The sequence below is a fragment of the Nocardia jiangsuensis genome, from assembly GCF_042650385.1.
Taxonomy (GTDB): Bacteria; Actinomycetota; Actinomycetes; order Mycobacteriales; family Mycobacteriaceae; genus Nocardia; species Nocardia jiangsuensis.
Genome location: NZ_JBHSAX010000033.1, coordinates 565,255 through 577,321, shown reverse-complemented (window position 1 = coordinate 577,321; position 12,067 = coordinate 565,255). Strand labels below are relative to the sequence as shown.

The 12,067-nt window shown below is 70.7% G+C and carries 12 protein-coding genes; 5 read left to right on the top strand and 7 right to left on the bottom strand.

The window, feature by feature from the left end:
• Nucleotides 1–132: 132 nt before the first annotated feature.
• Both nucS and ACFO0B_RS31305 read left to right on the top strand, forming a co-directional pair.
• Nucleotides 133–825, top strand: a complete 693-nt coding sequence (nucS, locus tag ACFO0B_RS31310) for an endonuclease NucS (RefSeq protein WP_378617240.1) — start codon at nucleotides 133–135, stop codon at nucleotides 823–825.
• A gap of 23 nt (nucleotides 826–848) precedes the next feature.
• Nucleotides 849–1,145, top strand: a complete 297-nt coding sequence (locus tag ACFO0B_RS31305; RefSeq protein ID WP_378617238.1) for an ATP/GTP-binding protein — start codon at nucleotides 849–851, stop codon at nucleotides 1,143–1,145.
• A gap of 90 nt (nucleotides 1,146–1,235) precedes the next feature.
• Here the strand turns inward: ACFO0B_RS31305 and ACFO0B_RS31300 are convergent, their stop codons facing one another.
• Both ACFO0B_RS31300 and mce read right to left on the bottom strand, forming a co-directional pair.
• Entirely contained in the window at nucleotides 1,236–2,237 is a 1,002-nt protein-coding gene (locus ACFO0B_RS31300) for a hypothetical protein (RefSeq protein ID WP_378617236.1), read from the bottom strand.
• Nucleotides 2,238–2,323: 86 nt separating this feature from the next.
• Nucleotides 2,324–2,809 carry a methylmalonyl-CoA epimerase gene (gene mce, locus ACFO0B_RS31295; protein ID WP_378617234.1) on the bottom strand — a complete coding sequence of 162 codons (486 nt, stop codon included), beginning with the start codon at nucleotides 2,807–2,809 and terminating at the stop codon, nucleotides 2,324–2,326.
• 93 nt (nucleotides 2,810–2,902) lie between these two features.
• Here mce and ACFO0B_RS31290 point away from each other — a divergent pair, with 93 nt between their 5' ends.
• The 3 genes from ACFO0B_RS31290 to ACFO0B_RS31280 all read left to right on the top strand — a co-directional run bounded on the left by ACFO0B_RS31290 (nucleotide 2,903) and on the right by ACFO0B_RS31280 (nucleotide 5,479).
• Nucleotides 2,903–4,090, top strand: coding sequence for an acetyl-CoA C-acetyltransferase (locus ACFO0B_RS31290; RefSeq protein WP_378617232.1), 1,188 nt, complete (start codon nucleotides 2,903–2,905; stop codon nucleotides 4,088–4,090).
• Between the two features lie 63 nt (nucleotides 4,091–4,153).
• Nucleotides 4,154–4,531 (top strand): DUF3817 domain-containing protein, encoded by a 378-nt coding sequence (locus tag ACFO0B_RS31285; protein WP_378617230.1) that lies wholly within the window; start codon nucleotides 4,154–4,156, stop codon nucleotides 4,529–4,531.
• A gap of 90 nt (nucleotides 4,532–4,621) precedes the next feature.
• The gene (locus tag ACFO0B_RS31280; RefSeq protein ID WP_378617314.1) at nucleotides 4,622–5,479 is read left to right on the top strand and encodes a tetratricopeptide repeat protein; all 858 of its coding nucleotides are present in this window, start codon (nucleotides 4,622–4,624) and stop codon (nucleotides 5,477–5,479) included.
• Nucleotides 5,480–5,775: 296 nt separating this feature from the next.
• On the opposite strand, the gene glgB is transcribed toward ACFO0B_RS31280, so the two are convergent.
• The 5 genes from glgB to ACFO0B_RS31255 all read right to left on the bottom strand — a co-directional run bounded on the left by glgB (nucleotide 5,776) and on the right by ACFO0B_RS31255 (nucleotide 11,976).
• Nucleotides 5,776–7,935 carry a 1,4-alpha-glucan branching protein GlgB gene (gene glgB, locus ACFO0B_RS31275; RefSeq protein ID WP_378617228.1) on the bottom strand — a complete coding sequence of 720 codons (2,160 nt, stop codon included), beginning with the start codon at nucleotides 7,933–7,935 and terminating at the stop codon, nucleotides 5,776–5,778.
• The gene (locus tag ACFO0B_RS31270) at nucleotides 7,932–9,935 is read right to left on the bottom strand and encodes an alpha-1,4-glucan--maltose-1-phosphate maltosyltransferase (RefSeq protein ID WP_378617226.1); all 2,004 of its coding nucleotides are present in this window, start codon (nucleotides 9,933–9,935) and stop codon (nucleotides 7,932–7,934) included. Before ACFO0B_RS31270 ends, glgB begins: the two co-directional genes overlap by 4 nt.
• A gap of 155 nt (nucleotides 9,936–10,090) precedes the next feature.
• Nucleotides 10,091–10,657: a GNAT family N-acetyltransferase gene (locus ACFO0B_RS31265; protein ID WP_378617224.1), complete on the bottom strand. Its 567-nt coding sequence runs from the start codon at nucleotides 10,655–10,657 to the stop codon at nucleotides 10,091–10,093.
• The gene (locus ACFO0B_RS31260; RefSeq protein ID WP_378617222.1) at nucleotides 10,654–11,667 is read right to left on the bottom strand and encodes a hypothetical protein; all 1,014 of its coding nucleotides are present in this window, start codon (nucleotides 11,665–11,667) and stop codon (nucleotides 10,654–10,656) included. Before ACFO0B_RS31260 ends, ACFO0B_RS31265 begins: the two co-directional genes overlap by 4 nt.
• 168 nt (nucleotides 11,668–11,835) lie before the next feature.
• Entirely contained in the window at nucleotides 11,836–11,976 is a 141-nt protein-coding gene (locus ACFO0B_RS31255) for a helix-turn-helix domain-containing protein (RefSeq protein WP_378617220.1), read from the bottom strand.
• Nucleotides 11,977–12,067: the final 91 nt, after the last annotated feature.

Sequence of the window (12,067 nt, the reverse complement as noted above, 5' to 3'; positions counted from 1 at the left end):
GCGCCGATGGTACTGCACTCGACAGGGTGTGGGAGAGTAGGACACCGCCGGAACAAATTGTCACCGAAGGCCCCACCAATTCATTGGTGGGGCCTTCGGTCGTTTCCGGGGCCATAATCTACACTCGTCCCGGTGCGCCTTGTGATTGCCCGTTGCCAGGTCGACTACGTGGGGCGGCTGACCGCCCACCTCCCGATGGCCCGCCGGCTGCTCATGACGAAAGCCGACGGCTCGGTGCTGGTCCATTCCGACGGTGGCTCGTACAAGCCGCTGAATTGGATGAGCCCGCCCTGCTGGGTCGAGGCACGTGGTCCGGAGTCCCCCGAGTTCCCCGAGGGCGCTGTGGCGCTCTGGGTGGTCACCAACAAGGCCGGGGAGCAGCTCCGGATCACCATCGAGGCGATCGAGCACGACTCCTCGCACGACCTCGGCATCGACCCGGGGCTGGTGAAGGACGGCGTCGAGGCGCACCTGCAGGAGTTGCTCGCCGAGCACGTGCAGACGCTCGGCACCGGCTACACCCTGGTGCGGCGGGAGTACATGACCGCCATCGGGCCGGTCGACCTGCTCTGCCGGGATGCCGCCGGCTCCACCGTGGCGGTGGAGATCAAGCGCCGCGGCGAGATCGACGGGGTCGAGCAACTCACCCGCTACCTCGAACTGCTGAACCGCGACCCGCTGCTGGCTCCGGTCGCGGGGGTGTTCGCGGCGCAGCAGATCAAGCCGCAGGCGCGGACGCTCGCCGAGGACCGCGGGATCCGCTGCCTGACCCTCGATTACAACGCCCTGCGCGGCACGGAGAGCAACGAGTTCCGGCTCTTCTGACAACCGGCGCTACCCTGGGCGGCATGTCACGCAGAAAAGCGCGTGCCGTCCGCCGGACGGATTCGCCGCGGCCGCTCGGTGACGTGTTCGGGCGGAGCGAGCCGGGGCCGGACGGGGACGAGGTCTACACCGTGCGGACCATCCCGGGCAGCCGTGCGCTCAAGCCGTACCGCTGCCCGGGGTGTGACCACGAAATAGCCCCGGGCGTAGCGCACCTGGTCGCCTGGCCCGCCTACGGCGGGGAGGACGATCGGCGGCACTGGCACCGGGGCTGCTGGGAGGGGCGGGGGACGCGGCGCATCACCCGCCGATGGTCATGAAACTCGTGCCGGCGATACCAGCACGAAGGCCGCCCCTGCTGGGACGGCCTTCGTGGGTACTACGTCGTCGCCGTCACGTCGAAGCCGACGTCAGTTGCTGAGGTTGGCGTTCTCCCGCTCCTCGACGACATCGTCGTCCTCGTCGGCGGCTTCCTGGATGGCCTTCGGGCGCGTCCCGGCGACCGGCTTGGCGCCGTTGCCGATGGACTTGCGCTGCTGCTCCGGAGCACCGTCGAGCAGTTCGCTCTCCCGGTTGACCGCGGCGAGCATCGCGGGCACCGAATCGAGCTGGCCGCGGATGCCGAGCAGCTGGGCGAGCACCCGCCCGCGCAGCACGCGCATCTCCTCGGCCAGTTCCTTGGCGTGCGCGATCTTGCGATCGGAGGTCTGGGTGGCCGACGAGATGAGGCGGTTGGCCTCGTCCGTGGCGTCCTTGATCCGCTGCGCGGCCTCGGCGCGGGAGGTGGCCTCGAGCTCCTCCATGGCGCGGGTCAGCTTGGTGCGCCGCTCCGCCATGGTGACCTCGAAGTCCTGCTGCGCGGCCTTGCGCTTGGCCTCCGCCTCCTTGGCGATGCGATCGGACTCGGCCTGCGCGGCCTCGATGATCTTGCCGGACTCGGAGCGCGCGTTGGCGAGGGTCTGCTCGTACTCGATCTCGAGCGCCTCGCGCTTCTCCTTGGTCTCGGAGAGCAGCGACTCGTACTTGCCCCGCATCTCGGTGGCCTGCTGCTCGGCGATGGAGACCATCTCGGCCGCCTCGGCCTGCGCCAGGGCGCGGACCTCGGAGGCCTCGTCGGAGGCGAGCCGCAGCATCCGGGAGATGCGGTCGGACATGCCCTCGGCGGTGGTGGGCGGCACCGAGAGACGGTCGACCTCCTTGCGGAGCTCGTCGATCTCGTCCCTGGCATCCTCCAGCTGGGCCGCGAGGTTGCGGGCCTGAGCGGCGGCCGCGTCGCGGTCGGTGGCGGTGACGCGCAGCTCGGCATCGAAACGGTCGAAGTAGTTACGCACCTCGTCTTGCGCATAACCCTTGCGCACAACGGTGAAGGGGAGCGCAACGAAGCGATTGCGATCGGACTCGGGTGACGACATGGCACACAAACTACAGCGTGTTGGGGATTGATGGTGACTCGACCGGGAAGGAGATTTCGCCGATTTTCCCGGTCGTGCCGCCGATACTAATTCGTGACATTCGCTTTCGGCTGCACCAACTCGATCAGCACACCCCCGGCATCCTTCGGGTGGATGAAGTTGATGCGGGAATCCGCCGTTCCACGGCGCGGCTCGGCGTACAGCAAACGCAACCCGCGATCGCGAAGATGGGTCGACACGGCCTCGATGTCGGTGACCCGATAGGCGAGCTGTTGCAAGCCGGGACCGTTGCGATCGATGAACTTCGCGATGGTCGAATTCTCGTCCAGCGGGGCGAGCAGCTGGACGGCGGTGGCGCCCGCCGGCGCGTGCGGCAGCGAAAGCATCGCCTCGTGCACACCCTGGGACTCGTTCACCTCCCGATGGGTCTCGATCATGCCGAGGTGCTCGGCGTACCAGGCGACGGCGGTGTCCAGATCGGGCACGGCGATACCGGCGTGGTCCACTGCGACGACGTAGTCGCCGGGGACGATCGCTCCGGTCGAGGTGGCGGATTCGGTTACGTTGCTCACGTACTCGACGGTAGCGCGGGACCTTCGATCAGGTGGTGCGGTCGTACCGGTTACCGTGGAGTACAGAACTCGACAACGAAGGTGAGGTTCGTCGTGACCACTTCCGTGATCGTCTCCGGGGCACGCACTCCGGTCGGGCGGCTGCTCGGCGGACTCAAGGACTTCAGCGGCTCGGATCTCGGCGGCGTCGCCATCAAGGCGGCGCTGGAGCGCGGCGGGGTCGCACCGGAGCTGGTCGAGTACGTGATCATGGGCCAGGTGCTCACCGCGGGCGCGGGGCAGATCCCGGCCAGGCAGGCCGCGGTGGCAGGCGGCATCCCGATGAGCGTGCCCGCGCTGACCCTGAACAAGGTCTGTCTCTCCGGCATCAACGCCATCGCGCAGGCCGACCAGCTGATCAGGGCCGGCGAGTTCGAGATCGTGGTCGCCGGTGGCCAGGAGTCCATGAGCCGGGCGCCGCACATGCTGGAGAAGAGCCGCGAGGGCTTCAAGTACGGCGACGTCACGCTGCGCGACCACATGGCCTACGACGGCCTCTACGACATCTTCACCGACCAGGCGATGGGCGCGCTCACCGAGCAGCGCAACGCCGGCGACCAGGCCGCCTTCGTGAGCCGCGAGGAGCAGGACGCCTTCGCGGCGGCCTCGCACCAGCGCGCCGCCGCGGCCTGGAAGAACGGGCTCTTCGACGACGAGGTGGTGCCGGTCTCGGTGCCGCAGCGCAAGGGTGACCCGCTGGTGATCGGCCAGGACGAGGGCATTCGGGCCGACACGACGGCGGAGTCGCTGGCCAAGCTGCGGCCCGCGTTCAGCAAGACCGGCACCATCACCGCGGGCAGCGCCTCGCAGATCTCCGACGGCGCGGCCGCGGTGGTCGTGATGAGCAAGGCGAAGGCGGAGGCACTCGGGCTGGAGTGGCTGGCCGAGATCGGCGCCGCCGGCGTGGTCGCCGGGCCGGATTCGACGCTGCAGGATCAGCCGGCGGACGCCATCGTCAAGGCGTGTGCGCGCGAGGGGATCGCCCCGGCCGACCTGGATCTGATCGAGATCAACGAGGCCTTCGCAGCGGTCGGCATCGCGTCGACCAGGAAGCTGGGGATCGACCCGGCCAAGGTGAACGTCAACGGTGGCGCCATCGCGATCGGGCACCCGCTCGGCATGTCCGGGGCGCGGATTCTGCTGCACCTGGTGCTGGAGCTGAAGCGGCGCGGTGGTGGCGTCGGCGCCGCGGCGCTGTGCGGCGGCGGTGGCCAGGGCGACGCGCTGATCGTGCGGGTGTAGGAACTCGCGAGATTGTCCGTTGTGACCGGATCGACTACGACTTGCTGTAGTTGATCCGGCACAATGTGCGGCATGGGTTTCTTCGATCTGCGCAGCGTCGCCGGTAGATTCCGCTTCTTCGCCGTGCTGGAGGCACTGTCCTGGCTCGGCCTGCTCGTCGGCATGGCTTTCAAGTACATCCCGGATCCGGGCAACGAGATCGGGGTGAAGATCTTCGGCCCGATCCACGGCGCGGTCTTCGTGCTGTTCGTGCTCTCCGCGCTGCTCGCCGCCCGCGAGCTGGGCTGGAACCTGAAAACGACGGCGCTGGCGCTGATCTCCAGCATCCCGCCGTTCTGCACCGTGCTGTTCGAGATCTGGGCGGTGCGCACCGGCAAGCTCGGCGAGCTGAGCGCGCCCGGCACCCGCGCGGGTGCGCAGCCCGCGAAGGTCACCTCGTAGATCGGATGGTGACGACCGGCGGGGTCGTGACAAACTGAATCCGTGACCAGACCAGCCAGTCGTCGTCCCTCGCCCGCCGTTGCCGCTGCCATGTCGGGGGCGGTCGACCTGTCCAGCCTCAAGCAGCCGCCGGCCGGTGCCCCGGGTGCGGGCAACGGGTCGGGTGATTACACCGTCGGGGAAGCGGATTTCGAGACCAGGGTGCTGCGCCGCTCCACGCAGGTGCCGGTCGTGGTGGTGCTGTACTCGCAGCGCAGCCCCGGCAGCGTGGAGCTGGTGCGGCTCTTCGAGACGCTCGTCGCCGAGAGCGGCGGGGCCTGGGATCTCGCTGCCGTCGAGGCCGAGTCCAATATGCGGATCGCGCAGGCGCTGCGGGTGCAGGGGATTCCGACCGTCGTCGCCATCGCGGCCGGGCAGCCGCTCGCCGATTTCGAAGGGGTGCAGTCGGAGCCGCAGGTGCGGCAGTGGCTGACCGCGGTGGTCGATGCCGTCGCGGGCAAGCTCGAAGGTGGCGAGCCGGGGGAGCCGGAGCCGGAGGAGGATCCGCGGTTCGCCGCGGCCGAGGAGGCGCTGGAGCGGGGGGATCTGGCCGGGGCCGAGGCGGTGTACGAGGCGATCATCGCTGCCGAGCCGGAGAACGACGAGGCCAAGGGGGCATTGCGGCAGTTGCGGTTCCTCGAGCGGGCGCAGGGGTTGTCGCCGGAGGTGCTCGCTACCGCGGACGCGAATCCCTCGGATGTGGAAGCGGCTGTTCGGGCGGCCGATTTCGAGCTTTTCAATCAGCAGCCCGAGGCGGCGTTCGATCGGTTGATCCGGACGGTCAAGGTGACGGCCGGTGATGATCGCACTGCGGCGCGGACGCGGTTGCTCGAGCTGTTCGAGCTGTTCGACCAGGGGGAGCCGTTCGTCGTCGCCGCGCGACGCAAGCTCGCTGCCGCGCTCTACTGACGCTCCCGCCCTTCGGGCGGTCGCGTCACGGTGACGGTGAAATCCGGGCCCTGCGGGCCCGGACCCGCCCCGCTCCGCGGGACCCACGCACCGCCCCGCGCGACGGTGCGCCGCACCGCGGGACTTCACGCGCCGCCCCGCGCGATGGAGCGCCGCATCGCGGACCCACGCGCTGCTCCGCGCGATGGTGTGCCGCATCGCGGACCCGCGTGCCGCTCCGCGCGATGGTGTGCCACTCCGCACCACTCTGGAAGCTCAGTGGGGTTCGGGGCCGTCAGGCCCCGAGAAGAACTCTTCTACTCTTTTTCTGGAGCCAGCCAGATGGCGGTGTTGGGGGCCAGGGCGACGGTCGCGCTGGCGGGGCGACCGTGCCAGGGGTGGGGTTCTGCGGTGACCCCTCCGAGGTTGCCCATTCCGGAACCGCCGTAGTCGGCGGCGTCGGTGTTGAGGATCTCGGTCCACCGGCCGACGTGCGGAAGTCCGACACGGTACTCGCCGTGCGCGCCGCCGGAGAAGTTGAAGACGCAGGCCACGACCGAGCCGTCCGATCCGTAGCGGAGGAACGCCAAGACGTTCGAGGCGCTGTCGTCCGCCTCGATCCAGGAGTATCCGCCGGGGGCGGTGTCCTGGCTCCAGAGCGCGGGGCGCGCGCGGTAGGTGGCGTTCAGGTCGCGGAGGACGCCGAGAATCCCGGCGTGCAGCGGGTTCTCCAGCTCACCCCAGTCGAGGCCGCGCTCGTGCGACCACTCCCGGAACTGGCCGAAATCCTGCCCCATGAAGAGCAGCTGCTTGCCGGGGTGCGCCCACATGTAGGCGAGCAGGGCCCGCACCCCCGCCGCCTTGGCGAAATCGTCACCGGGCATCCGGGTCCAGAGCGTGCCCTTCCCGTGCACCACCTCGTCGTGGCTGATCGGCAGCACGTAGTTCTCGCTCCACGCGTACACCAGCGAGAAGGTGACCTCGTTGTGGTGCCACGACCGATGGATCGGGTCGCGCCCCAGGTAGCCGAGGGTGTCGTGCATCCACCCCATGTTCCACTTCATGGTGAAGCCGAGCCCGCCGACATCGGTGCCCCTGGTGACCCCGGGCCACGCGGTCGACTCCTCGGCGATCGTGACCACGCCGGGGTGCTCCCGGTGCAGGGTGGCGTTGAGCTCTTGCAGGAAGTCGACGGCCTCCAGGTTCTCCCGCCCGCCGTGGATGTTCGGCTCCCACTGCCCGGCGCCGCGCGAGTAGTCCAGGTAGAGCATGGAGGCGACGGCGTCGACCCGCAGCCCGTCGATGTGGAACTCCTCGACCCAGTACAGCGCGTTGGCGACCAGGAAGTTGCGCACCTCGTTGCGGCCGTAGTCGAAGACGTAGGTGCCCCAGTCGAGCTGTTCGCCGCGGCGCGGGTCGGGGTGCTCGTAGAGCGGCGCGCCGTCGAAGCGGGCCAGCGCCCACTCGTCGCGCGGGAAGTGCGCGGGCACCCAGTCCAGCAGGACGCCGATGCCCGCCGCGTGCAGCCGGTCCACGAAGGCGCGGAAATCGTCCGGGCTGCCGAAGCGGGAGGTCGGGGCGTAGTAGGAGGTGACCTGGTACCCCCAGGAGCCGCCGAACGGGTGCTCTGCCACCGGCAGCAGTTCGACGTGCGTGAACCCGGCGTCGGCGACGTACTCGGCGAGCTGGTCGGCGAGTTCGCGGTAGCCGAGCCCCGGCCGCCAGGAGCCGAGGTGCACCTCGTAGACGCTCATCGGCGCGGCGGTGGGGTCGGCGGTGGCGCGGGCGCCGACCCAGGCGGCGTCGTCCCAGGTGTAGCTGCTCTCGGTGACCACGGAGGCGGTGGCCGGTGGCAGCTCGGTGGCGAAGGCGAGCGGGTCGGCGTGGTCGACGGTGCGGCCGTCGGCGCCGTGCACCCGGTACTTGTACCTGGTGCCCGGTCCGACGCCGGGGACGAAGAGCTCCCAGACCCCGGACGAGCCGAGCGCGCGCATCGGCGCGCTGGTGCCGCTCCAGCTGTCGAAGTCGCCGATCACGGTGACGCCGCGCGCGTTCGGCGCCCACACCGCGAACGAGGTGCCGGTGACCTCGCCGTCGAGCGTGGTGTAGCGGCGCGGGTGCGCGCCGAGCACGTCCCAGAGCCGCTCGTGCCTGCCCTCGTTGATCAGGTGCAGGTCGAGCTCGCCGAGCGTGGGCAGGAAGTGGTAGCCGTCGGCGGTGAGCACGGTCTGGCCGCCCTGGTAGGTGGCGAGGACGCGGTAGTCGTCGAGCTGCGGGAAGGGGAGCACCGCGGCGAAGACCCCGTGGCCGAGCGATTCCAGCGGGTGGTCGGTGCCGCCGACCCGCACCGCGACGCGCTCGGCGTGCGGGCGCAGCACCCGGACCACGGTGCCGTCGGCGTGCGCGTGCGCGCCGAGCACGGTGTGCGGGTCGTGGTGCGTGCCCGCGGCCAGCAGCATCAGGTCGCGGCGCCTCATCGCAGCGTCCGGCGCTGGGCGAGTTGCGGGCGCAGCCGCTGCGGCACCGAGGGCAGCGCGAGGATGTGCGCGACCGCCTGCGGCGGGTCCAGCCGGACGTAGTTGGTCTGGCCCCAGTGGTACTCCGCTCCGGTGACCTCGTCGACCACCACCGGGCGGTCGTGCCACTCCCGGCCGATGGCGGGCAGGTCGAGCGAGACCAGCCCCTGCTCGGCGCCGAACGGGTTCAGGTTCACCACCACCAGCACCGCGTCCCCGGTGGCCGGGTCGAACTTGGAGTAGGCGATCAGCGCGTCGTTGTCCACGTGATGGAAGTGCACGTAGCGCAGCTGTTGAAACGCCGGGTGGGCGCGCCGGATCTCGTTCAGCCTGGTCAGCCAGGGCTGCAGCGATTCGCCGCGGGCCAGCGCGCCGGCGAAGTCGCGGGGGCGCAGCTCGTACTTCTCCGAGTTGAGGTACTCCTCGCTGCCCGGGCGCACCGCCTCGTGCTCGAAGAGCTCGAAGCCGGAGTAGACGCCCCAGCTGGGGGCGAGCGTGGCGGCGAGCACCGCGCGGATGGCGAACATGCCCGGCCCGCCGTGCTGCAGCGATTCGTGCAGGATGTCCGGGGTGTTGACGAAGAGGTTGGGCCTGGCCTCGTCGGCCTTGGCGGCCAGCTCCTCGCCGAACTGGGTCAGCTCCCACTTGGCGACCCGCCAGGTGAAGTAGGTGTAGGACTGGCTGAAGCCGCGCCGGGCCAGCCCGTAGAGCCGGGCCGGGCGGGTGAAGGCCTCGGAGAGGAAGATCACGTCCGGATCGTCCGCGCGCACCGTCGTGATCAGCCACTCCCAGAAGTCGGCGGGCTTGGTGTGCGGGTTGTCGACCCGGAAGATCTTCACGCCGAGCCCGATCCAGTGCCGGACCACGCGCAGGATCTCGGCGTAGAGGCCGTCCGGGTCGTTGTCGAAGTCGATCGGGTAGATGTCCTGGTACTTCTTCGGCGGGTTCTCGGCGAAGGCGATGGTGCCGTCCGGCAGCGTGGTGAACCACTCCGGGTGCGCCGCGACCCACGGGTGGTCGGGGGCGCACTGCAGCGCGAGGTCGAGCGCGACCTCGAGGTTGAGCTTGGCCGCGGCGGCGACGAAGGCCTTGAAATCGCGGACGGTGCCGAGCTCGGGGTGCAGCGCGTCGTGGCCGCCCGCGGCCGCGCCGATGGCCCACGGCGAGCCGACGTCGCCGGGGCCCGCGATCAGCGAGTTGTTCGGGCCCTTGCGGTTGACCTCGCCGATCGGGTGCACCGGCGGCAGGTAGACCACGTCGAAGCCCATGGCGGCGATCCGCTGCAGCTCCTTCGCCGCGGTCTTGAAGGTGCCGTGCACCGGTCGGCCCTCGGCGTCGCGGCCGCCGGTGGAGCGCGGGAAGAACTCGTACCAGGCGCCGTAGAGCGCGCGCCTGCGCTCCACGTGCACGGTGTGCTGCGGGCCGCGCGTGACCAGCTCGCGCAGCGGGGTGGCCCGCAGGATCTCCCCGATGTCGGTGGCGAACGCGGGGGCGACCCTGGCGGGTAGCTGCTCGGCCGAGCGGAGTGCGGCGGCCACCGCGCGCAGCTTCTCGAACTGGCGCTTCGGCACCGCCTGGGCGGCCCGGTCGAAGAGGCGGGCGCCGATCTCCAGATCGTTGGCCAGGTCGGCGGCGGTCTGGCCGACGGCCAGCTTCTTCTCGACCGCCGAGCGCCAGGTGGCGATGGGGTCGCTCCAGCCCTCGATGCGGAATGTCCAGATGCCGGGGGTGGAAGGGATGAAGGCGCCGTTGAAGACGTCCGGCTCCAGGTCGGGGGTCATCCGGCTGCGGACCGCGCGGGACGAGCCCGGGGCGCGGACGGTGAGCGTGGCGGCGACGGCGTCGTGTCCTTCGCGCCAGACGACCGCGCGGACCGGGAAGACCTCGCCGACGGCGGCTTTTGCGGGGCGGTTGCCTGGGATCGATGGGGCGGTGTCGTCGATGGCGATGCGGCCGGTCACGGGGATCAACCTACCGGGTGGGTGTCGGAGTCACCGGGTACGCGCGGGGTGGGGCTGTTTCCGCTCCGGTGGGGCCGGTGGTGGTGTGTTCGGAGAACTCTGCACCGGGTGCGGGGATTTCTGGACGATGCCCCGGTCTGCGGCGGCCGGTCCGGTTACCCGAGCGGGAGGGGCAGGATCAGGACGTCGAAGGTCGGGGCGTCCGGCCAGTTCGGGCGCAGAGTCCCGACCTTCGACCAACCCCACCGCGCGTAGCGGTCGTAGGCGCGGTCGTTGACCGGGTCGACCAGCAGCGTCGCCCGCTGCTCACCGCGCCCACCGAGCAGCTCGTCGTGCAGCGCCCGGGCGAGCCCGCGGCCCGTCCACTCCTTCGCGACCATGATCTCGCTGAGCGCGAAGGTGCGCCGCCCGTCCTCGGCCGTGAATTCCTCATGGTCGCCGTCGTCGAGTCGGAGCCCGCCCCACCAGCCGGAGCGCTGGCCCAGCGGCCACCCCCAGGTCTGGCCGACCGGCTCGCCGTCGATGGTGACGATCACCAGCTCGAACCCCGATGGCCGGTCGGGGCTGGTGTAGGCGTCGAAGCGTTCCATGAAAGGGCCGGGCTGCTCGAACGGGTCGCCACCGGCGATGGCGTCGGCGTAGGCGTGTTCGTAGATGTGCTGCACGGTGTCGCGCCGGGCGCGGGCAGCGGCGGCGTCGTGGTGGTCGAATGCGATGGTCACGTATTGCTCCCCGCTGCGGTGGTGGTGAGGGCGTCGAATCGGATCGCGAACTCATCGCCGCCGCTGGCATCCCGCGCTACCGCTCGCACCGGGCCGAGTACCTCACGGGTGCGCGGCGATGCGACGGACGCTTCCAGCAGGCCGAGGACCTCGACGCCGTCCTCCAACGCGCCACGCGTATCACCGTTTTCGGCGCGGGTAGCGGCCCGCCAGGCGCGCGCGTTGGCGGCGTTACGCGGCGACGCAGCCTCCGCGCAGGTGAGGTCGTAGCGGGCGAGTGCCTGCGCGGTGTCGCCGATGTCGCCGAACCCGCGCGCCTCGTGCTGGTGCAGCTCGGCCGCGTTCACGAAGCGGAGCCACTGCGGGCAATCGTCGACCGGCTCGAAGTTCACCGCGGCGTCGAGCTCGCGCCAGGCTGTCGCGATGGCGCGCCCGAATCCGAGCCGATCACCGGCGACGCCGTACGCCTGTGCCTGTCGCGCCGCGACGAGTGCGTGGACGCGGCCGGGTGCCTGCCCGCGCACCAGGTCGCTGGCGCGGCTCACCAGGGTCAGCGCGTAGGACGGCGACCCGCGGTTCTGCCGGGCGAGGGCGATCGCCTGGTTCGCGGCGTTGAGGCAGGCGTGCACGGTGAGGCCGGCGTCGTCGGCCGCGGAGGCGAGCGCGAAACTATCGGAGTAGCAGCGGCGCGCGAGGTCGTGGCGGTTGGCGTCGTAGGCGAGGAACCCGGCTTGCACGGCGAGCTCGCCGGTGGCGGACATGAGTGCGCGGCCGGTGGCATCGCTGTAGGCGCCGGTGCTCAGCAGCGCAAGCGCGCGGTCGAGCCCGGCCACGGCGGTATCGACCAGCGGCGCTCCGCCGACCTGCTGGTCCGCGGCCTCCAGCTCGGCGGCGGCGCGCACCAGGCGCTGCACGTCCTCGGCCCCGATGCGGGTCACTCCTGGTTGGTTCCACGCGGGCAGGCCGGCCGCCATGAAGGCGGCGAACTTGCCGAAGTCACGGCGTCGCACGTCGGCATCCTCCTCGATCGCGACCGCGCGGTGACCGGTCGCCATTCCAGGATGCAGCGGCGGGGCAGGGCGGGGCAGGGTGAGGGCGGCGGCGAAGCGGCGGAGCTGCTCGGGAGTGAGGCTGCGCAGAACAGTGTCGAGCGTCTCGGCGCGGTGCCCGCGGACGGATCAGCTATCGGTGAGGCGCTCCCACTTCCGTACGGTCGGCACCTTCCAGCCGATGCGCACTGCGAACTGCTCTTGCGTGTCGCGCAGCGCCGACACCCGCAGAGCCCGCACCTCGACTGCCGTCCACCTCTCGACGATCATCCGCTACCCCTCGTCGCGTCGATACCGCCTGTGGCAGAAGCGTATCTGTCTCGTGGGAGTCCGGGGTCTGGGTTCGGGCGCACTGGTTGGC